Annotated in this window: 25 protein-coding genes; 19 read left to right on the top strand and 6 right to left on the bottom strand. The window is 63.6% G+C overall.

The window, feature by feature from the left end:
- Positions 1-6: 6 nt before the first annotated feature.
- The 10 genes from nagZ (at position 7) to VK804_RS22520 (ending at position 7792) form a co-directional block, all read left to right on the top strand.
- Positions 7-1032, top strand: a complete 1026-nt coding sequence (gene nagZ, locus VK804_RS22565) for a beta-N-acetylhexosaminidase (protein WP_325374344.1) — start codon at positions 7-9, stop codon at positions 1030-1032.
- The gene (locus tag VK804_RS22560) at positions 1029-1859 is read left to right on the top strand and encodes a ScpA family protein (protein WP_325374342.1); all 831 of its coding nucleotides are present in this window, start codon (positions 1029-1031) and stop codon (positions 1857-1859) included. Before nagZ ends, VK804_RS22560 begins: the two co-directional genes overlap by 4 nt.
- 21 nt (positions 1860-1880) lie before the next feature.
- The gene (gene scpB, locus VK804_RS22555; RefSeq protein ID WP_325374340.1) at positions 1881-2597 is read left to right on the top strand and encodes an SMC-Scp complex subunit ScpB; all 717 of its coding nucleotides are present in this window, start codon (positions 1881-1883) and stop codon (positions 2595-2597) included.
- Between the two features lie 178 nt (positions 2598-2775).
- A complete protein-coding gene (locus VK804_RS22550) occupies positions 2776-3012 on the top strand; it encodes a twin-arginine translocase TatA/TatE family subunit (RefSeq protein ID WP_325374338.1) in 237 nt (78 codons plus the stop codon).
- 112 nt (positions 3013-3124) lie between these two features.
- Positions 3125-3658, top strand: coding sequence for a Sec-independent protein translocase protein TatB (gene tatB / locus VK804_RS22545; RefSeq protein ID WP_325374336.1), 534 nt, complete (start codon positions 3125-3127; stop codon positions 3656-3658).
- Positions 3655-4479, top strand: a complete 825-nt coding sequence (tatC, locus tag VK804_RS22540) for a twin-arginine translocase subunit TatC (RefSeq protein WP_325374334.1) — start codon at positions 3655-3657, stop codon at positions 4477-4479. The genes tatB and tatC overlap by 4 nt, the downstream gene beginning before the upstream one ends.
- Positions 4480-4653: 174 nt before the next feature.
- Positions 4654-5985 carry a serine--tRNA ligase gene (gene serS / locus VK804_RS22535; protein WP_325374332.1) on the top strand — a complete coding sequence of 444 codons (1332 nt, stop codon included), beginning with the start codon at positions 4654-4656 and terminating at the stop codon, positions 5983-5985.
- Positions 5986-6074: 89 nt separating this feature from the next.
- Positions 6075-6512, top strand: coding sequence for a hypothetical protein (locus tag VK804_RS22530; RefSeq protein ID WP_325374330.1), 438 nt, complete (start codon positions 6075-6077; stop codon positions 6510-6512).
- A 53-nt stretch (positions 6513-6565) separates the two neighbouring features.
- Positions 6566-6940, top strand: coding sequence for a hypothetical protein (locus tag VK804_RS22525; RefSeq protein WP_325374328.1), 375 nt, complete (start codon positions 6566-6568; stop codon positions 6938-6940).
- A 162-nt stretch (positions 6941-7102) separates the two neighbouring features.
- Positions 7103-7792 carry a Crp/Fnr family transcriptional regulator gene (locus VK804_RS22520; RefSeq protein WP_325374326.1) on the top strand — a complete coding sequence of 230 codons (690 nt, stop codon included), beginning with the start codon at positions 7103-7105 and terminating at the stop codon, positions 7790-7792.
- A gap of 14 nt (positions 7793-7806) precedes the next feature.
- On the opposite strand, the gene VK804_RS22515 is transcribed toward VK804_RS22520, so the two are convergent.
- The gene (locus tag VK804_RS22515; RefSeq protein WP_325374324.1) at positions 7807-9096 is read right to left on the bottom strand and encodes a hypothetical protein; all 1290 of its coding nucleotides are present in this window, start codon (positions 9094-9096) and stop codon (positions 7807-7809) included.
- Between the two features lie 144 nt (positions 9097-9240).
- Here VK804_RS22515 and surE point away from each other — a divergent pair, with 144 nt between their 5' ends.
- Entirely contained in the window at positions 9241-10008 is a 768-nt protein-coding gene (gene surE, locus VK804_RS22510; RefSeq protein WP_325374323.1) for a 5'/3'-nucleotidase SurE, read from the top strand.
- Between the two features lie 44 nt (positions 10009-10052).
- On the opposite strand, the gene VK804_RS22505 is transcribed toward surE, so the two are convergent.
- Complete coding sequence (locus VK804_RS22505; protein ID WP_325374321.1) at positions 10053-10430, bottom strand: response regulator; 378 nt, start codon at positions 10428-10430, stop codon at positions 10053-10055.
- Between the two features lie 217 nt (positions 10431-10647).
- Here VK804_RS22505 and VK804_RS22500 point away from each other — a divergent pair, with 217 nt between their 5' ends.
- Positions 10648-11298, top strand: coding sequence for a protein-L-isoaspartate(D-aspartate) O-methyltransferase (locus VK804_RS22500; RefSeq protein WP_325374319.1), 651 nt, complete (start codon positions 10648-10650; stop codon positions 11296-11298).
- A 109-nt stretch (positions 11299-11407) separates the two neighbouring features.
- Positions 11408-12742 carry a LysM peptidoglycan-binding domain-containing M23 family metallopeptidase gene (locus VK804_RS22495; RefSeq protein WP_325374317.1) on the top strand — a complete coding sequence of 445 codons (1335 nt, stop codon included), beginning with the start codon at positions 11408-11410 and terminating at the stop codon, positions 12740-12742.
- Between the two features lie 167 nt (positions 12743-12909).
- Here VK804_RS22495 and VK804_RS22490 read toward each other — a convergent pair whose 3' ends face one another.
- On the bottom strand, positions 12910-13866 hold the full coding sequence (locus VK804_RS22490) for an ATP-binding protein (RefSeq protein ID WP_325374315.1): 957 nt from the start codon (positions 13864-13866) through the stop codon (positions 12910-12912).
- A 192-nt stretch (positions 13867-14058) separates the two neighbouring features.
- On the opposite strand from VK804_RS22490, the gene yajC reads away from it, so the two are divergent.
- The 6 genes from yajC to VK804_RS22460 are packed head-to-tail and all read left to right on the top strand — an operon-like array spanning position 14059 to position 18585.
- Positions 14059-14424: a preprotein translocase subunit YajC gene (gene yajC, locus VK804_RS22485; protein ID WP_325374314.1), complete on the top strand. Its 366-nt coding sequence runs from the start codon at positions 14059-14061 to the stop codon at positions 14422-14424.
- Between the two features lie 60 nt (positions 14425-14484).
- On the top strand, positions 14485-16086 hold the full coding sequence (secD, locus tag VK804_RS22480) for a protein translocase subunit SecD (protein WP_325374313.1): 1602 nt from the start codon (positions 14485-14487) through the stop codon (positions 16084-16086).
- Positions 16087-16098: 12 nt separating this feature from the next.
- Positions 16099-17112 carry a protein translocase subunit SecF gene (gene secF / locus VK804_RS22475; protein ID WP_325374311.1) on the top strand — a complete coding sequence of 338 codons (1014 nt, stop codon included), beginning with the start codon at positions 16099-16101 and terminating at the stop codon, positions 17110-17112.
- A gap of 2 nt (positions 17113-17114) precedes the next feature.
- Entirely contained in the window at positions 17115-17498 is a 384-nt protein-coding gene (locus tag VK804_RS22470; protein WP_325374309.1) for an Mth938-like domain-containing protein, read from the top strand.
- Positions 17495-18358, top strand: coding sequence for a phytoene/squalene synthase family protein (locus VK804_RS22465; protein ID WP_325374307.1), 864 nt, complete (start codon positions 17495-17497; stop codon positions 18356-18358). Before VK804_RS22470 ends, VK804_RS22465 begins: the two co-directional genes overlap by 4 nt.
- Positions 18322-18585 (top strand): hypothetical protein, encoded by a 264-nt coding sequence (locus VK804_RS22460; RefSeq protein WP_325374305.1) that lies wholly within the window; start codon positions 18322-18324, stop codon positions 18583-18585. Before VK804_RS22465 ends, VK804_RS22460 begins: the two co-directional genes overlap by 37 nt.
- 9 nt (positions 18586-18594) lie before the next feature.
- Here VK804_RS22460 and VK804_RS22455 read toward each other — a convergent pair whose 3' ends face one another.
- From VK804_RS22455 to VK804_RS22445, 3 genes are all read right to left on the bottom strand, one after another.
- Entirely contained in the window at positions 18595-19692 is a 1098-nt protein-coding gene (locus tag VK804_RS22455) for an AMP-binding enzyme (protein ID WP_325374303.1), read from the bottom strand.
- A gap of 7 nt (positions 19693-19699) precedes the next feature.
- Entirely contained in the window at positions 19700-21133 is a 1434-nt protein-coding gene (gene trmFO / locus VK804_RS22450) for a methylenetetrahydrofolate--tRNA-(uracil(54)-C(5))-methyltransferase (FADH(2)-oxidizing) TrmFO (RefSeq protein WP_325374366.1), read from the bottom strand.
- Positions 21134-21225: 92 nt separating this feature from the next.
- Entirely contained in the window at positions 21226-21378 is a 153-nt protein-coding gene (locus VK804_RS22445; RefSeq protein WP_325374301.1) for a DUF1127 domain-containing protein, read from the bottom strand.
- Between the last annotated feature and the right edge of the window lie 39 nt (positions 21379-21417).

Genomic DNA, 21417 nt, shown 5'->3' with positions numbered 1-21417 from the left:
GGCCGCATGAGCAACCGCCGCGCCTTCATCACGGGCATCTCGGGCCCGGCCCTGACTGCCGAGGAGCGCGAATTCGTTCGCGACTTCAGGCCCTGGGGCTTCATCCTGTTCAAGCGCAATGCTGAGAACCCGGCTCAAGTCGTTCGCCTGGTTGATGAATTGCGCGAGACTGTCGGCGATTCCGACGCCCCGGTCCTGATCGACCAGGAAGGCGGACGAGTGCAGCGGCTGCGGCCGCCGCACTGGCCGCTCTACCCATCCGGCGCAGCGCTGGGCGCCCTTTACGACCTCGACCATCCGCTCGGGCTTTCCGCAGCAAGGCTGAGCGCGCGGCTGATCGCAGCCGACCTCAGCGATCTCGGTGTGACCGTGGACTGCCTGCCACTGGCGGACGTGCCGATTGTCGGCGCCGACGATGTGATCGGCGATCGGGCCTATGGCAACGATCCGGACAAGGTCGCGGCGATTGCCCGTGCCGTGACCGAAGGGCTCCAACAGGGCGGCGTTTTGCCGGTGCTCAAGCACATTCCGGGACACGGGCGGGCTACCGCGGACAGTCATTTGAGCCTTCCCCGGGTTGAAAACTCCAGAACTGAGCTGGAACGAACCGATTTTGCGGCATTTCGACCGCTAGCGGACCTGCCGATGGCCATGACCGCACATGTTGTGTTTAGCGCGCTCGACCCCGCCCAACCGGCCACGACTTCTGCGACAATCATCCGCGAAGTGATTCGCGGCGTAATCGGGTTCCAGGGTTTGTTGATGAGTGATGATGTGTCGATGAACGCGCTGGCGGGGTCGCTCGCCGAGCGCACCCGGGCCATCGTCGGCGCAGGCTGCGACATGGTGCTGTATTGCAACGGCAAGTTCGACGAAATGCGTGAGGTCGCGCGCGAGACCCCGGAATTGTCGGGCAAGGCGCTGCAGCGCGCCCAACAGGCGCTGGCCTCCCGCAAGGCGCCGCTGCCCTTCGACCGGGTCGGGGCACGGGCTGAACTCGATGCGTTGATGGCAAGGACGGCGGGCGCATGAGCGCGGAGATCTTATCATTCGAGACCGGCCGGCCGGCTGAGCTCTCCGACGACGAGCCCTCGCTGGTCGTCGATGTCGAGGGCTATGAGGGGCCGCTCGACCTGTTGCTGGCGCTGGCGCGGCAGCAGAAAGTCGATCTCGCGAAAATTTCCATTCTGGCGCTCGCCAACCAATATCTCGTGTTCATCGAGGCGGCGCGAAAAATCAGGCTGGAGCTTGCCGCCGATTATCTCGTGATGGCGGCTTGGCTGGCGTTCCTGAAGTCGCGCCTGCTGTTGCCGGAAGCGCCGAGCGCGGACGGCCCGAGCGCGGAGGAAATGGCGACCGCGCTTGCCAACCGGCTGCGTCGGCTGGAGGCGATCCGCGAAGCGTCGAACCGGCTGATGAATCGCCCGCAATTGCAGCGCGATATCTTTCCGCGCGGCGATCCCGAAACCATCGCTGAAATCCGGCACGCGAAATTCACCGCCACTTTGTTCGACCTGCTCACCGCCTACGCCGCCCAGCGCCAGCAACGGGTGCTTGCCACGGTGCATCTGGCCAGGCGCACGGTGTGGTCGCTGACCGAAGCGCGCGCCTCACTCGAGCGCCTCGTTGGGATGGCCCAGGACTGGAGCCGGCTGGACGAATATTTGATCAATTACGTCGTCGATCCCTCGCAAAAGGCCACGGTTTTTGCATCGAGCTTTGCCGCGGCGCTGGAATTGGTGAGGGAAGGCGCAATGGACCTGCACCAGAAAGAGGCGTTCGCGCCGCTGTATTTTCGAAAGCGTCCGCCGCAATCAGTCTCCGACGCGATGACCGCGCCGGATTCTCGCGGCGAGTAAGTGGAAGAGGGAGACCTAGCCATGGCAAGCCTGGCGGAAAAGCGCAAAGCCGATGTCGAGGAAACTTCGACCGATGCGCAGGCGCGGCCGGAGGAACTCCGGCTCCTGGAAGCGCTGCTGTTCGCCTCGACCGAACCGCTCGATCAGGCGACGCTGGCCAAGCGGATGCCTGACGGCGTCGACATCAAGGTGGCGCTGGCGCAATTGCAGGCCGACTACGCCTCGCGCGGCGTCAATCTGGTTCGCATCGCCAACAAGTGGACCTTCCGCACCGCGGGCGATCTGTCGTGGCTGATGACGCGCGAGAGCACCGAGACGCGGCGGCTGTCACGCGCGGCGATCGAGATGCTCGCGATCATCGCCTATCACCAGCCGGTCACCCGCGCCGAGATCGAGGAAATCCGCGGCGTGATCACCTCCAAGGGAACACTCGATGTGCTCCTCGAAACCGGCTGGATTCGCCCGCGCGGCCGCCGCAAGACGCCGGGGCGTCCGCTGACTTTTGGAACCACGGAAGCCTTCCTGTCGCAATTCAGTCTCGAAGCACTTACCGACCTGCCGGGTCTGGAAGAGCTGAAGGGGACAGGGCTTCTGGACTCGCGGCTGCCGTCCGGCTTCAGCGTGCCGACGCCGTCGGACGATCCCGCGCTGCGCGATGATGAGGATCCGCTCGATATCGGCGATCTGGAACTGGCGCTGGCGCCCGCCGTGGAGCCGGAAAACGGGGATGGCGCCTGATTCCCGTCCGGTGGCGGTGATCCGCGACGCGCCGCCCATGCCTATTAACAATAGCGGCAATGGGTCGCGCTAACACGGATTTGACGCGGCCTAAGTCCTTGTTTTTGACGCCTCCCGAGCCTACTTTCCGCCTAGGATTAGGCCGGTCGCCGGCCTCGCTTGTTTGGAGGGTTGCAGGATGGGTTCGCTTAGCATTTGGCACTGGATCGTCGTGATCGCAGTCGTCCTGCTGTTGTTCGGTCGTGGCAAGATCTCGGACCTGATGGGCGATGTCGCGCAGGGCATCAAGGCCTTCAAGAAGGGCATGCAGGACGATGAGAAGCCCGCGGAAAAGCCCGAGCCGGTGAAGACGATCGACCACAACGCCGCGCCTGCTGAGACGGCGCGGACGGATGTCGGCAGCAAGGTTGTCTGAACATCCAGAGCTTGCGGCACACCGCCGCGAGACCGGTTGGGGAGACGCGGGCGGCCCAAATCTTGTTCGGCAAGTATTGGGGTGAAATCGCCTCGCGTGAGCGGAATTATTCATGTTCGACATCGGGTGGAGTGAATTCCTTCTCATCGCGGTTGTCGCGCTGGTCGCGATTGGCCCGAAAGAGCTGCCCGGCGTGTTGCGGATGGTGGGCCAATGGATGGGCAAGGCGCGCAAGATGGCCGCCGAATTCCAGGGCCAGTTCCAGGAGGCCATGCGCGAGGCCGAAATGGCCGACCTCAAAAAGAGTTTTGACGAGGTCAAGGAAGCCGCATCCGGCTTCACGTCAGGCAATCTCATGACCTCGCTGGAGCGGGACTTCGGCAAAGCGCTCGACATCGATGGCATCGACAAACCGGCGGTAGCCGCCGTCGAAACCCCTGCGGTCGAAGCGCCCGCGACGTCGAATGGCGATGCGGCGATCAGTGCAACGCCGGAAGCACCGATCCCCGAGACCTTCAGCGAAGCCGACGCACAGGCGCTGGCTTCGCAGCCGCTGGCGATTACGCAGGAAGTCCACGGCCCAGACACACCGCAGGACACCGCGCCCGCAACGCCCGACGTTGCAAGGGACGCCAAAGCGTCATGAGCGCCGAAGACATCGAGGCCAGCAAAGCGCCGCTGATGGACCATTTGATCGAGCTGCGTTCGCGGCTGATCAAGGCGCTGCTCGGCTTCGGCATAGCCTTCATCTTCTGCTTCTTCTTCGCCAAGCAGATCTACAACGTGCTGGTATGGCCGTTCGTTTGGGTGGCCGGGGCGGAGAACTCCAAGTTCATCTACACGGCGTTGCTGGAATATTTCATCACCCAGCTGAAGCTCGCACTGTTCGGCGCCGGCTTCATCTCGTTTCCGATCGTCGCGACCCAGATTTACAAGTTCGTGGCCCCCGGCCTCTACAAGCACGAGCGCGGCGCGTTTCTGCCCTATTTGATCGCCACCCCGGTGTTTTTCGTGCTCGGCTCGATGCTGGTCTATTTCGTGGTGCTGCCGATGCTGGTGCGCTTCTCGCTCGGCATGCAGCAGATGGGCGGCCCCGAAACCGCGCAAATCCAATTGTTGCCGAAGGTCGGCGAATATCTGTCGCTGATGATGTCGCTGATCTTCGCGTTCGGCATCGCTTTCCAGCTGCCGGTGATCCTGACGTTATTGGGACGGATCGGCATCATCACCTCGAAACAGCTGCGCGACAAGCGCCGCTATTTTATCGTGGTCGCCTTCATCATCGCCGCCGTCCTCACCCCGCCCGACGTGCTGAGCCAGTCCTCGCTCGCGATCCCCCTGTTGTTGCTGTACGAGGGCTCGATCATCGCCGTGCGCATGGTGGAGAAGAGAGCCGCGGCGGCGACGGCCGCCACCGCCCCGCCATCCGCGACCCCGCCGCCGCCCGATCCGAAGCCGGCGGAGTAGGGTGGCTCACCGGTATTTCTCCTATCATTGCGTGACACTGTCTATGATTCGTCATGCCCGGGCTTGACCCGGGCATCCACGACTTGATCTAACGCAGCAAAGACGTGGATGGCCGGGATTCCGCCGTAAGACGCGCTTCGCGCTTTTGCCCGGCCATGACGCAGGAATATTGTCATGCACGACATCAAGTGGATTCGCGAAAACCCTGATGCTTTCGACGCCGGCCTGAAGCGGCGCGGGCTGCAGCCGTTGTCCGCCTCGCTGCTTTCGATCGACGAGAAGCGCCGTGCGGCGATCCTGAAGTCGGAGCAGGCCCAGGCGCGGCGCAACGCGGCGTCGAAGGAAATCGGCGACGCCAAGAAGGCCAGGGACGACGCGCGCGCCGCGGCGCTGATGGCCGAGGTCGGCGAGCTCAAGACGACCATGCCCGAGCTCGAATTGGCGGCGAAGGCGGCAGACGGGGAACTGGCCAAGGAACTCGCAGCGATTCCGAATCTGCCGCTCGACGAAGTCCCGGATGGCGTGGACGAGCACGGCAATGTGGTGCGGCATCATTTTGGCGTGGCGCGCAACTATGGTTTCGCGCCAAAACCGCATGATGATCTCGGCGCAGCGCTCGGCCTGATGGATTTCGAGGCGGCGGCGAAGCTTTCAGGCGCGCGTTTCGTGGTGCTGAAGAAGGGGCTCGCACGGTTGGAACGCGCGATCGGCCAGTTCATGCTCGATTTGCACACCAATGAACACGGTTACGCCGAGATCAATCCGCCGCTGCTCGTGCGCGACGACGTGATGTTCGGCACGGGACAACTGCCGAAATTCGAGGACGACCAGTTCTGGGCCATCAAGGGCGAGTTGCTGGCGACAGCCGGTGGTAATTTGCGAACTGAGCGTCTCGGTCTCATCCCCACCGCCGAAGTGCCCCTGACAAATCTCGTCCGCGAATCCATCCTCGACGAAAAAGAGCTGCCGATGCGGCTCACCGCGCTGACGCCGTGCTTTCGTGCCGAAGCCGGCGCCGCTGGGCGCGATACCCGCGGCATGATCCGCCAGCATCAATTCATCAAGGTCGAACTGGTCTCGATCACCACGCCGGAAGAAAGCCGCGACGAGCACGAGCGGATGCTGGCCTGCGCCGAGGAAGTGCTGCGGCAGCTCGATCTGCATTACCGGGTGATGACGCTTTGCGCCGGCGACATGGGTTTTTCGGCGCAAAAGACCTATGACATCGAGGTCTGGATGCCGGGCCAGGGCGAGGGCGGCGCTTACAGGGAAATCTCGAGCTGCTCGGTCTGCGGCGATTTCCAGGCCCGGCGCATGGACGCCCGTTACCGCGGGCCCGACGGCAAGCCGCGCTTCGTGCACACGCTGAACGGCTCCGGCACCGCCGTCGGCCGCGCCCTGATCGCCGTGATGGAGACTTACCAGCAGCAGGGCGGTTCGATCGCCGTGCCCGACGTGCTGCAGCCCTATATGGGCGGCATGAAAGTGATCGAGCACGACCGGTAGCGTGCGATTTCTCTCGTCTGTGTCGCCTTCGATATTGCGAAGGCGGCACACCCCGGTATCTTCGCGTTCTGCGTGCGGCGAGAGCCGCCTTGAAAGCGAACACACCGATGGCCCTGCATCGCGACATCTATTGGGTGGGCAGACAATGGGCGGTCACCGGTTTTGGCGTCCAGGCCTGCAACCAGAAGCAGAAGGGCCAGTTCGACATCGAGGGGGCGCGGCTGTGGGAGGACGGCGTGCTGGAACGCCTGCGCACCGAGTCATGGCTCAATATCGAGGATTTCGAGCGGGCGCTTGAGGTGGCCCGCAAATATTATCCGGAACCGCCCCGAAAAGCCCCGCGGCCTCGCGCGCAAAAGGTTGCGGGACCGAAGGAGCCCGGCTTGAACAAGACCGCCATCAAGGAAACTCCAAAGCGGGAGAAAGCGGTCGAGTCGCCGAAGCCTGCGGCGCCGAAGTTCGCCATGCGCATCGAAGGCTGGCCGGCAAAATTCGTCCGCCCATGGCGTATCCGCATTCGAGGGTGATCGCGACGGTTGGAAGATAGGCCGCAATTTAATTGCAATATCCTGGGTTGCCGGTGCGTTCATTCACCCTTTGGGTGAAGTTTCTCAAACTGAGCAATCTTGAACAGGGCATCGGTTACCGAACGGGTCATTATCCGCGTGTCGGCGCGAATGAGTTTTCAAGCACGGCCCAATCGGCGCGATGGATCATGCCAGAATTCAAGCCAGTCTCCTCAGTGGTCGTCGCCGCAATCGAGCGGCCCGGCTGCACGAAGTGCGGGCAGCATCGCATGTTGTTGTCGAAACTCGAGCAGGGTGCATCCGGCTTCGGCAGTCGTACGTTCGAGTGCCAGAAATGCGGTCATATCCGCACCGCGACGGTATCTGATGACCCCATGAGCTCCGGGGCACTTGGCTGGCTCGCGAGTGAGCTGCGGCCGCCGACCTGAAGCCGGCTCGGTCACCGCAACTAGCCAATCCTCCCATTTTGAATGGGTTCACGGATTTGTGTCGCTTACCCGACATAGAAGGATTATAGTGGATCTGTCGCCGGGGAGTCCGCAGGATTCAACCGGCGGGTGAGCGCTCCTGTTGGACGATGGAGCAACACCATGCCCAATGCGCCTGAAATTGAGCTGAAGGGCATCTTTGATCCCAGGGCCTTTTTGCGCCGGATCGACAGCGGCAGAACGATCGAGCGTTACGCCAAGAACCAGAAGATTTTCGGCCAAGGCGACATCGCCAGCAGCGTCTACTTCATCCAGAAGGGCAAGGTGAAGATCACGGTGTTGTCCGAGCTCGGCAAGGAAGCGGTGGTCGGTATCTTTACCGCCGGACAGTTCTTCGGCGAAGGATGTCTCGAGGGAGCGGAGCTTCGCACCTCAACCAGCCAGGCCATGGAAGAGTGCCTGATCACCGAGATTGCCAAATCCGCAATGCTGACGGTGCTCGCCAGGGAGCCGAAGTTTTCTGCATTCTTCATCGGCCATCTCTTGTCCCGCAACAGCCGGATCGAGGACGATTTGATCGATCAGCTGTTCAATTCCAGCGAGAGACGGCTGGCGCGGCTATTGCTGCTGCTTGCGGATTTCGGCAAGGAAGGCAACGCCGCGCCGGTCGACATCAGCCTCAGTCAGGAGACGCTGGCGGAAATGATCGGCACCACCCGGTCGCGGGTCAGCTTCTTCATGAACAGGTTCCGGAAAAAGGGACTGATCGATTACAACGGCAAGATACAGGTGCACCGTTCGCTGCTGGATGCCGTGCTGCGCGAAAAGCCGGGGATCGACGAAGAGGATTGAACGCGCCTTCGCAGTCAGTAGTTGTGTTCCGGGGCCGGATAGTTGAACCGGTAGATTCGCGAGCCGCGGCGAAGGTAATCCTCATAACCGGTAACGCCGGGCGGGACGCTCTCGAAACCGCCGCCGCGGGATTTTCGCCGGGCCGGCACACAATCCCCGTGCGCGCGGATCATACCGCGTCCGCAAGAGCTTGGCTGTGCCGGCTCCTGCTTTTGCTCGCCCGGCTCTGCGGGTTTGCTCTTTTGCTCGGGCCCAGAAACGGGATGATCGGTGGTATCGGTCACGCAGCTGCCATTGACGTTACGATAGGGCGCCGCGCATTCACACAAATAATTCACCCAATCCGCATGGACATCGCGGCAGACGCATTTGGCTTCGAAGCAATCGATGGCGACCGCCGATGATTTCGGGCAGGAGCCGTCCCTGCGTTTCACCCCGGGGTCACAAAACGTCGGATCCGGCACGCAGTGCAGGCCGGTGCTGGCGGTACCGGGATCGGCTTCATCCGGGATGTAACCGGTCCTGCAGGTGAATCCGAAATTCCGGTCGGCGCTGGCGACGCATTTTCCGTCCTTCAGATAGGTATGTTCCGCGCATCGCTTCGGCACGCATTTGCCGCCGACCAGTTCGAGCCCATAGTCCTCGCCGGACATCGTGACCCGCCCATTGCAAAAACACGTTCCGGCAACGGTCATTTCGCCGCCCTGGCAATTCGGCGCGTCGGTTTTGACGCAGGTCCCGCCCGCGCCCGCATTGTTGTTGGTGGACATCAGCCGATAACCGGCCGGGCAGGCGCAGTTGCCCTCGATCAAGGTGCCGCCGTCACATACGACGTTGTCGCTGGCCTTGCGAAGCGGCTTGACCTCGGCCTGGCAATTTCCGCTTGCCGAATCCAGATGGGTATCGGCAGGGCACACGCATTGCCCCGAGGCGTCGCTGCTGCCGCCGACGCAGCGAGCGGGAAGCGGAGGCGGAGTAGAAACGGCCGGAGCGGGCGGACTGGCATCGGCCGGCGCCGGCGTCGATTTGGCGACGCAGGTACCGTTCTTGAATTCCTGCCAGGGAAAGCACTTGCCCTCATCGGGGACACAGACGCCGTCCTTCAGCACCTCACCCACATGGCATGAGGGTTGGTCGGCCTGGTCCGATTGCGCCATCGCGGGGGCAGCAATGAAAAGAAACCAGCCAATCGAAATCGCGGCTGCGGCTGAAAAGCGGGTCATCATCAACCCTTCGCCATCCCAAATGAAAATCGAAAATAATCGGAACAGGTTCGGCTTCGCAATATCCGCGACGGTTGTCATTTAGTCGATCGCCTCGCAGTGCGGCAAGACACGACGGCGCGAGGAGTTTTGGCCGGTTTGGCCGGGTTTGCCTCGACCGCGCCAGCGGGATAAAGACGGGCGCGTCGAAATCCGTGGAATCGATCGAAAAGGGCGTTTGGAGGGATGCGAATTCTCTGCACCAATGACGACGGCATCCATGCCCCGGGCCTGAAGGTAGTCGAGGAGATTGCGCGCGCACTGTCTGATGATGTCTGGGTGGTGGCGCCGGAGCTCGACCAGTCCGGCGTCTCGCATTCGCTGTCGCTGAACGATCCGTTGCGCCTGCGCGAGGTCGGCCCGCGTCATTTCGCCGTGCGCGGCACGCCGACCGACTGCGTCATCATGGGCGCGCGCCATATCCTCGGTGAGACCATGCCGGATCTGGTGCTGTCCGGCGTCAACAAGGGCCGCAACGTCGCCGAGGACGTGGTCTATTCCGGCACCATCGCGGGCGCCCTGGAAGGCACCATTTTGGGAATTCCCTCCTTCGCGCTGTCGCAGGAATTTTCCGTGGAGACCCGTAACGCGCCGCTCTGGGAGACATCGCTGAAATTCGGTCCCGCAATCCTGCGCAAGGTGCTCGACGCAGGCGTGCCCAAGAACACCGTGATCAATGTCAACTTTCCCGCGCGCTCTCCCGACGACGTCAAGGGCGTGCGCGTGACGCGGCAGGGCAAGCGCAATCTCGGCTTTCTGAAAGTCGACCAGCGTCGCGACGGCCGTGGCAATCCCTACTTCTGGATCGGGTTCGAACGGCTGGCGCAGGCCGATGTGCCGGCCGAGGGGACCGATCTCTGGGCGCTGGCGCAGGGCTATGTTTCGGTGACGCCATTGCGGCTCGACCGCACCGACGATGAGTTTTCGCAGGCGCTGACGGCGACGCTGAAGTGACGCGGTAAGCGTCAGTCCCGGCGGGGAATCGGCCGTGCGGCGATTTAGACCGTCGCGCTCCGCATCGCGCTGTCGATCGCCTTCGCCAGCGTCTCGAGCTGGAAGGGCTTTTGCAACGCAGGACGGTCGCGGTATTCTTCCGGCAGGCCCGAGGAGCCATAACCGGTCGCGAAGATGAAGGGGCGCTTGCGCGCGCTGATCAATTCGGCGACCGGGGAGATCACCTTGCCGTTGACGTTGACGTCGAGAATGGCGAGGTCGAACTCGGTGCATTGCACCAGCCGGATCGCCTCGTTGATCTCGCCGGCTTCCGCGGCGACGACGTAGCCGAGTTCTTCCAGCATGTCGGCGACCATCATCCTGATCATGACCTCGTCCTCGACGAGGAAAACAGAACCCCGCGGCATCCGCGTCGCAGTCATGATGATGTCCTTGCCCGTCCCAACAGAGCCAAGTTCGCAAATAACCCCATCTGGCGCAATGTCAACGCGCATCAATGCGTCACCCGCGCCCATTGCGGGTCGGGAACAGGATTGATTGCCCAACGGCTTAACGCCAAGCTGTCGGTCCGGTTCCGCCTTGGGAACATCGATTTGAAGGACACTGGACGGCCCCGGCAAGCGAGTTTACGAGATCAAGATGCCCGCGAGCCAGAATCCGCCGGAAAAGATGATGTTTCAGCTGACCCTGCGGCGGCGCGGGATCAGCGATCAGGCGGTGCTGCGCGCCATGGAAGAGGTGCCGCGCGAGCTGTTCGTCGAGCCCGCCGACCGTGGCGATGCTTACCGTGATTCGGCACTCGGCATCGCCTGCGGCCAGACCATCAGCCAGCCCTTCGTGGTGGCCTACATGACCGAGCAGCTGCAGCCGCAGAAGCATCATCGTGTGCTCGAGATCGGCACCGGGTCGGGCTACCAGGCCGCGATCCTGTCGCGGCTGTGCAGCCAGGTTCTGACGATCGAGCGTTATCGGACACTGGCCGACAGTGCCCGCACCCGGCTCCGCAAGCTCGGCTGCGGCAATGTCGAGGTGATGCTGGGGGATGGTTTCGACGTCCCGGAAGTCGCCGGCCAGTTCGATCGAATCATCGTCACCGCGGCGATGGAAGAGATACCCGAGGCGCTGCTGCAGCGGCTCGAGCCCGGCGGCGTCCTGATCGCGCCGGTCGGGCCGCACCACGGCACCCAGACCCTGGTCCGCGTCCTCAGGACCGAGGCCGGGTTCGACCACAAGGAGCTGGTCGACGTGCGCTTCGTGCCGGCGCTGCCCGGCATTGCCCGCGAGCTGTAGAACTCCGGTATCGGCTTTGCCGCCAACACCTTATTCGCAGGGTTAAGCGGTTGTTTACTGGGGAGGTGTTAACTCAAATCAGTATTTTGTTGCGTACGAGTGAGTAACCATGTCCCGTGCCGTCGAGTTGCTTTACTCGCGCCGCCTACCGCAGATCGCGGCGCTGGCGCTGATCGCGTTCGGTTTCGCCGGTTGCAGCGGCGACATGTCGACCAGGCTCTCCAATCCCTTTGGTTATCAGCCTGAAGCGACCGGCTCGGTACCGGCTCCCGCCGTCGAGCGGCGCGAATTGCCACAGTATTCCCGCCCGCAAGCCCAATATCAGTCACAAGCCCTGCCGCCACCGATATCTGCGCCGCAGTCCTATCCGACGGCAAGCGGCGGCGTGTCCGGAGGCGGGCGTGGACTGGCCTCGTACGCGCCGCCGGCGCATCCGCTGGAGACCACCGGCAGCGTCGCGCCCCGTACGGTGGCGGCGACCCACAGCCCTGCCCAGGCCGGCACCACCATTATCGTTGGCACCAGTGACACTCTCGATGGCTTGGCGCAGCGCTACAATGTGACGCCGGCCGCGATCCTGCAGGCCAATGGGTACAAGGGGCCGCGGACACTATCGCCGGGCCAGCAATTGATTATCCCGCATTCGGCCGCAGCGGTTGCCGCGGCGCCCGCCTTGGCCGCGCCGGCAAGCAAACCCGTGCTGGCCGTCAGCGCCGCGCCGCCGTCGTTTCATTTCGTCAACCGCGGCGACACCTTGCTGAGCATCGCGCACCATAATCATGTGCCGGTCGCCGAACTCGCGCGCGCCAACAATCTGGATCCGCAGGCCAAACTGAAGCTCGGCGCCAAGCTCACCGTACCGGGCGCCAAGACCGCAGCAGCGGCGCCTACGGCGCAACCCATGGCAGTCGCCGCCGCCCAGCCGGTGCCGGCGACGCCTGCCACCAAAATGACCGTTGCGACCGTCGCCCCCCAGCAGACGGCGCGGCTCGCCCAGGCCACGACAAAGATCGAAGACATTCCCGCCGAGGCGCCGGTCAAGCCGGCTGAAGCGACCGGCGCGCTGCCGACCTTCCGGTGGCCGGCGCGCGGCAAGGTGATCACCGCCTACGGCGCCAAGGCCAACGGCAAGGTCAATGACGGCATCAATCTCGCGGTGCCCGAGGGCACCCCGATCAAGGCGGCGGAGGACGGCGTCGTCGCCTATTCCGGAAATGAACTGAAAGGTTATGGCAATCTGGTTCTGGTTCGGCACGCCAACGGCTACGTCACCGCATATGCCCATGCGAGTGAGCTGTTGGTGAAGCGCGGGGATACCATCAAGCGTGGCCAGGTCATTGCCAAATCGGGTCAGTCGGGCGAGGTGGGGTCGCCGCAGCTCCACTTCGAGATCCGCAAAGGATCTACGCCGGTTGACCCGCTTCAATTCCTCAACGGGGCGTGAGACTTCGGTGTCCCGGACGCGGTGCAGCGTTTTTCACGCTGCTCCGCAGAGCCGGGACCCACCGCAGCGACGCGTGAGGTGTGGACCTCGGCTCTGCAGCGCATCGCCGGGGTCGCGCTACGCGCGATCCCGAGAGCGCTGCGCTGCGTCCGGGGAACGCTCGACAGCTACTTCCCGCTCAACCTCACGCCCAGCCGTCCCGCCAGTTCCTGGGTGAACTGCCAGGCGACGCGGCCCGAGCGTGAACCACGCGTGGTCGACCATTCCAGCGCTTCGCGCTCGAGTTCTTCCTCAGGCATCTTGATGCCGAAATGGCCGCAATAGCCTTTCACCATTGCGAGGTACTCGTCCTGGCTGCAGCGGTGAAAGCCGAGCCATAAGCCGAAGCGGTCGGACAGCGAGACCTTCTCCTCGACCGCTTCGCCGGGATTGATCGCGGTCGATCGTTCGTTCTCGATCATCTCGCGCGCCAAAAGATGCCGCCGGTTCGAGGTCGCATACAGGATCACATTGTCGGGCCGGCCTTCGATGCCGCCCTCCAGCACCGCCTTGAGCGACTTGTAGGAGGCATCATTGCCGTCGAACGACAGGTCGTCGCAGAACACGATGAAGCGGAAATCGGAGGTGCGCAAAAGCTCCATCAGCGCCGGCAGGCTCTCGATATCCTCGCGATGGATCTCGATCAGTTTCAGCCGGTCGGCGGGCTGGCGGTTGACATTGATGTCGGCATGGGCGGCTTTCACCAGCGACGATTTTCCCATGCCGCGCGCGCCCCACAACAGCGCATTGTTGGCCGGGAGCCCGCCTGCGAAACGTTCGGTATTTTCGATCAGGATGTCGCGCATCCGGTCGATGCCCTTGAGCAGGCCGAGATCGACGCGGCTGACCCGCGGCACTGGCGAGAGCCGTCCATCGGGGTGCCAGACGAAGGCGTCCGCGCCGCCAAACGAGGTAGCCGCATGGGCCGCTGGAGCGGACGCGGACAGCTGGGCTGCGATCGCCTCGAGCGCGCGGGCAATCCTTTCCGCGCTGTCATGTTCGGCCGACGGCTCGGGGCGTTTTGTCGCGGCCGAGGGCGATTTCCGCGCGCGGTGAGGTCTTGTTTTCTGGGGCTTTTTCGACATCTCAAGGGGTTCCTGACCACGCAGCCATATCGGGCCTTTCGGCCACCCGCAAGCCATTCGAATGAGGGCCAAATGGGGGATCTGGCAGCGTTGCAATTGGGACCGCGGCCGCTATAGTCCGCGCGAATTTGCCCGAACCGGCGTGACGCGAGGTGCGTTGCCCGTTCATCCCGTCTCACGAGGATCGTCCGGATGCTGATTACCCCTGCGTTTGCCCAGGCCGCGGGAGGCGGCGATACCAACAGCATGTTGATGTCGCTTTTGCCGTTCGCGCTGATCTTCGTGATCATGTATTTCCTGATTCTGCGGCCACAGCAGAAGAAGGTGAAGGACCACGCCGAACTCGTGAAGAACATCCGCCGCGGCGATACGGTCGTCACCACCGGCGGCCTCGTCGGCAAGGTGACGAAAGTGGTCGATGACGATCAGATCGAATTCGAAATCTCGGATGGCGTCCGGGTGCGGCAGATGCGGCAGATGATTTCGGGCGTTCGCGCCAAGGGCGAACCGGCGAAGGAAAAAGCTGACAGCGCCAAGGACGAGACGTCCGCGAGCTAGCTTTTCGCGGGCTAGCTTTTCCGAGCGCCGCATTCTCGCACGATCTGACGGGTCAACTCGATGTTGTATTTCACGCGGTGGAAGGCGCTGGCGATCATCCTGACGGCGCTGGTGGTGTGCCTTTGCGCGGTTCCGAATTTCTTCCCCGAGGCCACCGTCAAGGCCTGGCCGACATGGGCGCAGCGCCGCATGGTGCTCGGCCTCGACCTGCAGGGCGGCTCCTATCTCCTGCTCGAGGTCGATTCCAACTACGTCAAGAAGGAGAAGCTCGACCAGGTCCGCGACGACGTGCGCCGGACGTTGCGCGAGGCCAAGATCGGCTATCAGGGCCTCGCGTCTCGTCCCGACAGCGTCGAGGTCAAGATCAGCAAGGATAACGAGGTCGAGACCGCGCTGGCCAAGCTGCGCGAACTGGCGCAACCACTCGGCGGATTGCTCGGCTCCAGCGGCCAGCGCAGCCTTGAAGTCAGCGACGCCGGAAATGGATTGATTCGGCTGACAGTACCGCCCGCGGCGGTCACCGAACGTATCCGCCAGGCCATCGAGCAATCGATGCAGATCGTCGAGCGCCGCGTCAACCAGCTCGGCACCGTCGAGCCGCTGATCCAGCGCCAGGGCAACGATCGCATCCTGGTGCAGGTGCCGGGCTTGCAGGACCCGAGCCGCCTGAAGGACCTGCTGGGCAAGACCGCCAAGATGGAATTCCGCATGGTCGACACGACCGTGTCGCCCGATCAGGCGCTGGCGGGCAAGGTGCCGCCGGATTCCGAAGTGCTGATGAGTGCGTCGTCGCCGAAGATTCCCTACGTCGTCAAGAAGCAGGTTCTGGTGTCGGGCGGCGACCTGACCGACGCGCAGCCCGGCTTCGACCAACGCTCCGGCGAGCCGATCGTCAGCTTCCGTTTCAACAGCTCGGGTTCACGCAAGTTCGCCCAGGCGACATCCGAGAATGTCGGCCAGCCGTTTGCGATCGTGCTTGACAACGAGGTGATTTCAGCCCCGGTGATCCGCGAGCCGATCACCGGCGGTTCCGGGCAGATTTCGGGCAGCTTCTCGGTCCAGTCGGCCAACGATCTGGCGATCCTGCTGCGTGCGGGCGCGCTGCCGGCGCCGCTGACCGTGATCGAGGAGCGCACCGTCGGTCCGGGGCTCGGTCAGGATTCGATCGAGAAGGGCGAACTCGCCGCCTATGTCGGCTCGATCATGGTGATCGTGTTCATGCTCGTGACCTATCGCCTGTTCGGCGTGTTCGCCAACATCGCGGTCGCCATCAACGTCGCCATGATCTTCGGGCTGTTGTCGCTGTTGAACGCGACGCTGACGCTGCCCGGCATCGCCGGCATCGTGCTGACGGTCGGCATCGCGGTGGATTCCAACGTGCTGATCTATGAGCGTATCCGCGAGGAATTGCGCGGCGGCCGCAATGCAATCTCGGCGATCGACGCCGGCTTCAAGCGCGCGCTGTCGACGATTCTCGATTCCAACATCACCACCTTCATCGCCGCTGCCGTGCTGTTCTATATCGGCACCGGCCCGGTGCGCGGCTTCGCCGTAACGCTCGGCATCGGCATCATCACCACGGTTTTCACCGCCTTTACGCTGACCCGCCTGATCGTGGCGGCCTGGGTGCGATGGAAGCGGCCGCAAAGCGTGCCAATCTAGGGGAATGCCGCTTTGACTCATCTGGTCCTCATCTCGCTGGGCATTCTGATCGCCGTGCTGACCGTGGTCAGCTGCTTCGGCTGGCTGCCGTCGCTGCGCATCGTGCCCGACGACACGCATTTCGATTTCACCCGCTTCCGCCGCATCAGCTTTCCGATCTCGGCGCTGCTCTCGATCCTCGCCATCACCCTGTTCTTTACCCACGGGCTGAATTTCGGCATCGACTTCAAGGGCGGCACGCTGATGGAACTGCGCGCCAAGTCGGGCGCGGTCGACATCGCCTCGATGCGCGCCACCCTCGGTGGCCTGGGACTCGGCGATATCCAGTTGCAGCAATTCGGCGGACCGGACGAGGTGCTGCTCCGGGTGGCCGAGCAGCCCGGCGGCGACGCCGCGCAGCAGGAGGCGGTGCAGAAGGTCCGCGGCGTGCTCGGCGATTCCGTCGATTATCGCCGCGTGGAAGTGGTCGGCCCGCGCGTATCCGGCGAATTGCTGGCCTATGGCATGCTCGGCCTGATGCTCGCGATCGCCTCGATCCTGATCTATCTCTGGTTCCGGTTCGAGTGGCAGTTCGCGCTCGGGGCCATGATCGCCAATGTCCACGACATCGTGCTGACCATCGGCTTCATGTCGATCTCGCAGGTCGATTTCGATCTCACCAGCATCGCGGCGCTTTTGACGATTCTGGGCTATTCGCTCAACGACACCGTGGTGATCTATGACCGGATCAGGGAGATGCTGCGGCGGTACAAGAAGATGCCGATGCCGCAACTGCTCAACGAATCCATCAACTCGACACTGTCGCGGTCGATCGTCACCCACTTGACGGTGTCACTGGCGCTGCTGGCGCTGTTGTTGTTCGGTGGGCCCGCCATCCACAGCTTCACCGCGGTCATGATGTTCGGCGTGGTGCTGGTCGGTACCTACACCTCGATCTTCATCGCGGCCCCGATCCTGATCTATCTCGGCGTCGGCACCCACCGGGCCGACGCGCCGGAGAAGCCGGACAAGCCGGCGAAGAAATAGCCATGGCGGTCCGCCCGGACGCGCCGCATCTGCCGAGGTCGGCCCCGATCGAGGCCTACGGCAATGGCGGTTTCGCCTTCGCCGAGATGTCGCATCGGGGCTCGCTTCTGTGTCTGCCGGACGCGATCTGGGCCTGGCCGGTTACCCGTCCGGAGGAGATCGACGAAGTCTCGCTGAAACGCGTGTTTGTTGCGGCCAACGGCATCGATACGCTGATCCTCGGCACCGGCGCTGGCGTCTGGCGGCCGCCGTCGCATCTGCGTGAGGCGCTGCACGCGGTAGGCATCGTGCTCGACCCGATGCAGACCGGTCCCGCGATCCGCACCTACAACATCATGATCGGCGAGCGCAGGCGCGTCGCGGCGGCGCTGATTGCGGTGCCATGAGCAGCGCGAGCGAGGGCAGGCAGGCGAGCGAATTCTGCGCCGAGTTGGTGCGCAGCCACGATTTTTCCCGCTACGCCTCCACCCTGTTCGTGCCGGCGGCGCAGCGCCGCGGCCTGCTCGCGCTGTACGCTTTCAATGTCGAGATTTCCCGTGTCCGCGAGCAGGTCAGCCAGCCGTTACCCGGCGAAATCCGGCTGCAATGGTGGACCGATATGCTGGCCGGCGAGGGCCATGGCGGCGTCGAGGGCAATCCGGTCGCGGCCGAACTCAGGCTTGCAATCCAGAATTTCCGTTTGCCGGTCGAGCGGCTGTCGCGGCTCGTCGACGAGCACCAGTTCGATCTCTACAACGATCCGATGCCGACCATGGCGGCGCTGGAAAGCTACGTGAACGACACCTGCTCGGCGTTGTTCTCGCTGGGCGCCGCGATTGCCGGCTGGCAATCCCCCGAGACCGAGCATCTTGCGCGCCACGCCGGCCTCGCGCAGGGCCTGACACAGGTGATCGCGACGTTGCCGCTGGATGCCTCGCGGCGTCAGCTATTCGTGCCGCTGCAATTGCTGGAGAGCAACGGCAGCGGCATGGAAGAGGTATTTGCGGGCAAGGAAACGCCGAAGCTGCGCGCGGCGCTGGACCAATTGATCCGCGACGCCGGCGGCCATTTGCGGACGGCGCTCGGGCTTCTGAAGGACATGCCGCCGCAGGTGAGGCCGGTGTTCCTGCCGCTGGCGCTGGTTTCGCGCGATCTCCCGCGGATGTCGCGCGCGGACAGCGATCCCTTTGAACTCCACGCCGCCACGAGGCTCCGGACGCTGTGGACGATATGGCGGGCGTCGAGGTCGCCGTTATTTCGGCCGTGACCGTATGCTATCATCCCGGGATGAAATGGCTGCAATGGACTCCGGATCGGAACGGCATTGTCGGCCTGGCGTTGGTCCTGATCCTCATCGTGAGCGTCTTCGCCTTCCTGGTGACGTATTTCCCGGACTTTCAGCAGCGCCGGGCGGGTGCGGGTTTCGGCCCCGACTGGGAATGTACGGCCCAGCCCAAGGGCGATCCCGTTTGCATCAGGAAGCCGGGAAGGTGACGACAGGAGTCATGGCGAATTCAGGTCGGGCGCCTCGAAATTGAACCGGTCCCGCAAATTCTTGCGCTGCTCCAGGATGTCCTTCAGGAAGGTGCGGTCGGCCTCGCTCTTCATCATCGGCTCGATCAGGTCGAGCTGGTTCATGGCGACGAGCTGCAGGATTTCGGTGCGGGGTTTTCCGTTTGCATCGCGCGGCAACGCCTGCACCACCTGGATATGCTCCGGTGGTTTTGGGCCCTTCGCAGCGGCGAGGTCGCTGCGCAGTTGGTCTTCCAGCACTGTGTGGTCGGCCTCGACGAAGGCATAGAGCCCGACGCCGGTGCGACGGTCGGCGAAAGCGACGATCGCGGTATCGCGGACCTCAGGATTTTTCCGGATCAATTCGGCCAGCACCGGCGCGTCATTGACCAGTCGCCGGCCGCCGCCCTCGCGGTCGGTGAAATTGAACAGCCCGCGGGTGATGGCGCGGTAAACCTTCTTCCCTGTCGCAAGCCAGACGCTGGCGATCAATGATTTGCGCGCCAGAATCTTGCGCTCCTTCGGCGTCAGCGCCTCCGGCGCATAGCTGCGCTTGTGCTTCAGCAGATGCCGAAGATCCTCGTAGGCGGCGAGGCGAAACAGCCCGCCGCGGGTGCGGAAGCAGTGCGCTAACTGAAAGTCAGTGAGATAGGCGCGGCCATCGCGGCCCACCAGCCAGTTTTGCTCCTTGGCAAGATCGTTGTGACAGACGCCGGCGCGATGCAACCGGCGCAGCGCCATTTTGGCGGATCGGAAATAGCCGACGTCGCCATGGGGTTTGGCCAGATGCAGCGCGACGCCATCGATGAAGCTGCGCACCAGCGCTTCGCGGCCGGCCCATAGCAGTTCCGGCCCGATATTCAGGCCGCGCGCCTTGGCCAGCGCCTTGCGCTCGCGGGCGAACAAATGGCGCGCCGGGATATAGGACCACCACGGCACGAAATCGAGCCGGCGCAACACGGCCTCGACTTCGCCGTGATCGCCACGAAAGCGGCCGCGCTCGACGGTGGAAAACACGTCGCGCTTCAATAGCACGCCTTCGGTCCATCGCGCCGACAACGTAGCGGCGTCGTCTTTCGGTAAGCTCATGAGGCGTTCACGCGGCCGCAGCGATCTGCAGATGATCTGATATCCAGCGGTCGAGATCAATCAGCGCCCGTGCGCTGATCGCCTGCTTCTTCGCCACCGTCTTTTCGTTACCGCGCAACCGCGTCCCGTCGGGCTTTCGGGTGGGTGGACTGGCCAGCGGCGGGAACAGCCCGAAATTGACGTTCATGGGCTGGAACGAGCGGCTGCCCGGCTCGATGGTTTCGATATGGCCGCCGGTGATGTGACCGAGCAATGCTCCAAGCGCCGTGGTCGGCGGCGGCGGCGCCAGCGAGGCCGCTCGCGCGTCCGCTGCCGCATAGAGGCCGGCGATCAGCCCGATGCTGGCGGATTCCACATAACCCTCGCAGCCGGTCATCTGCCCGGCAAAACGCAGCCGCGGTTCTGCGCGCAGGCGCAATTGGGCGTCGAGCAGTTTTGGCGAATTCAGGAAGGTGTTGCGATGCAGGCCGCCGAGCCGGGCGAATTCGGCGTTTTCGAGCGCAGGGATGGTGCGGAACACGCGCTGCTGCGCGCCGTGCTTCAACTTGGTCTGGAAGCCGACCATGTTGTAGAGCGTGGCGAGCTTGTTGTCCTGACGCAACTGTACGATGGCGTAAGCCTTGACGGTCGGATCATGTGGATTGGTGAGGCCGACGGGCTTCATCGGTCCGTAGCGCAGCGTTTCGCGGCCGCGCTCGGCCATCACCTCGATCGGCAGGCAGCCGTCGAAATAGGGCGTGTTGGTTTCCCACTCCTTGAAGTCGGTCTTCTCGCCCGCAACCAGCGCATCGACGAAGGCGTCGTATTGCTCTTTCGTCAGCGGGCAATTGATGTAATCGGCGCCGGTGCCGCCGGGTCCTGCCTTGTCGTAGCGCGACTGAAACCAGGCCACCGACATGTCGATGGAATCCCGGTGCACGATCGGGGCGATCGCATCGAAGAACGCCAGCGCATCCTCGCCCGAGAGTACGCGGATCGCTTCCGCCAGCGGCGCCGACGTCAAGGGCCCGGTCGCCACGATGACGTTGCGCCAGCCTTCGGGCGGCAGGCCGGCAATCTCGGCGCGACGGATTTCGATCAGGGGATGGTCGTTGAGAGCCCCGGTGACGGCGGCGGAAAATCCGTCGCGATCGACCGCCAGCGCGCCGCCGGCCGGTACCTGGTTGGCGTCGGCGGCCCGCATGATCAGTGAGCCCAGCCGGCGCATTTCCGCGTGCAGCAGGCCGACCGCATTGTTGGCGGGGTCATCGGAGCGGAACGAATTCGAGCAAACGAGTTCCGCCAGATCCTCGGTGCGGTGCGCCTCAGTCATCCGGTGCGGGCGCATCTCATGGAGGACGACGGGCACGCCGGCATTCGCGACCTGCCAGGCAGCCTCGGAGCCGGCGAGGCCCCCTCCAACGATATGCACGGGGTCGGTGTGGGATTTGGTGCCTGTCATGGGCAACAGAGGTAGCGCGTAGCGGCAGATACGACAACGCCCGCGGCAAAGGCGGGCGTTATCCGTTCGGTAGGCGGGCTGATAGGCGCGGATCAGCCGTTATAGGTGCCGGCTGCGACGCGCGGAATGTCCGAGCGATCGAGGCCGATATCGGCCAGTTCCCGATCGGTGAGCTGGGACAATTCGGCGACATTGCGCTGATAATCGCGGAACGCCTGGATCAATCGGATGATCGAGAGCAGCATGGGTAGTCTCCTTGAATTCTAGATTCAGTCTTTACAGAA

The sequence above is a fragment of the Bradyrhizobium sp. genome, assembly GCF_035484855.1.
Lineage (GTDB): Bacteria > Pseudomonadota > Alphaproteobacteria > Rhizobiales > Xanthobacteraceae > Bradyrhizobium.
This window is presented reverse-complemented; position numbering and strand designations above follow the sequence as displayed.

Excerpts from the sequence above, each read along its gene's own strand:
- nagZ (WP_325374344.1), top strand. The coding sequence starts at position 7 with ATGAGCAACCGCCGCGCCTTCATCACGGGCATCTCGGGCCCGGCCCTG.
- VK804_RS22560 (WP_325374342.1), top strand. The coding sequence starts at position 1,029 with ATGAGCGCGGAGATCTTATCATTCGAGACCGGCCGGCCGGCTGAGCTC.
- scpB (WP_325374340.1), top strand. The coding sequence starts at position 1,881 with ATGGCAAGCCTGGCGGAAAAGCGCAAAGCCGATGTCGAGGAAACTTCG.
- VK804_RS22550 (WP_325374338.1), top strand. The coding sequence starts at position 2,776 with ATGGGTTCGCTTAGCATTTGGCACTGGATCGTCGTGATCGCAGTCGTC.
- tatB (WP_325374336.1), top strand. The coding sequence starts at position 3,125 with ATGTTCGACATCGGGTGGAGTGAATTCCTTCTCATCGCGGTTGTCGCG.
- tatC (WP_325374334.1), top strand. The coding sequence starts at position 3,655 with ATGAGCGCCGAAGACATCGAGGCCAGCAAAGCGCCGCTGATGGACCAT.
- serS (WP_325374332.1), top strand. The coding sequence starts at position 4,654 with ATGCACGACATCAAGTGGATTCGCGAAAACCCTGATGCTTTCGACGCC.
- VK804_RS22520 (WP_325374326.1), top strand. The coding sequence starts at position 7,103 with ATGCCCAATGCGCCTGAAATTGAGCTGAAGGGCATCTTTGATCCCAGG.
- VK804_RS22515 (WP_325374324.1), bottom strand. The coding sequence starts at position 9,096 with ATGACAACCGTCGCGGATATTGCGAAGCCGAACCTGTTCCGATTATTT.
- surE (WP_325374323.1), top strand. The coding sequence starts at position 9,241 with ATGCGAATTCTCTGCACCAATGACGACGGCATCCATGCCCCGGGCCTG.
- VK804_RS22505 (WP_325374321.1), bottom strand. The coding sequence starts at position 10,430 with ATGACTGCGACGCGGATGCCGCGGGGTTCTGTTTTCCTCGTCGAGGAC.
- VK804_RS22500 (WP_325374319.1), top strand. The coding sequence starts at position 10,648 with ATGCCCGCGAGCCAGAATCCGCCGGAAAAGATGATGTTTCAGCTGACC.
- VK804_RS22495 (WP_325374317.1), top strand. The coding sequence starts at position 11,408 with ATGTCCCGTGCCGTCGAGTTGCTTTACTCGCGCCGCCTACCGCAGATC.
- VK804_RS22490 (WP_325374315.1), bottom strand. The coding sequence starts at position 13,866 with ATGTCGAAAAAGCCCCAGAAAACAAGACCTCACCGCGCGCGGAAATCG.
- yajC (WP_325374314.1), top strand. The coding sequence starts at position 14,059 with ATGCTGATTACCCCTGCGTTTGCCCAGGCCGCGGGAGGCGGCGATACC.
- secD (WP_325374313.1), top strand. The coding sequence starts at position 14,485 with ATGTTGTATTTCACGCGGTGGAAGGCGCTGGCGATCATCCTGACGGCG.
- VK804_RS22470 (WP_325374309.1), top strand. The coding sequence starts at position 17,115 with ATGGCGGTCCGCCCGGACGCGCCGCATCTGCCGAGGTCGGCCCCGATC.
- VK804_RS22465 (WP_325374307.1), top strand. The coding sequence starts at position 17,495 with ATGAGCAGCGCGAGCGAGGGCAGGCAGGCGAGCGAATTCTGCGCCGAG.
- VK804_RS22460 (WP_325374305.1), top strand. The coding sequence starts at position 18,322 with ATGGCGGGCGTCGAGGTCGCCGTTATTTCGGCCGTGACCGTATGCTAT.
- VK804_RS22455 (WP_325374303.1), bottom strand. The coding sequence starts at position 19,692 with ATGAGCTTACCGAAAGACGACGCCGCTACGTTGTCGGCGCGATGGACC.
- trmFO (WP_325374366.1), bottom strand. The coding sequence starts at position 21,133 with ATGACAGGCACCAAATCCCACACCGACCCCGTGCATATCGTTGGAGGG.
- VK804_RS22445 (WP_325374301.1), bottom strand. The coding sequence starts at position 21,378 with ATGCTGCTCTCGATCATCCGATTGATCCAGGCGTTCCGCGATTATCAG.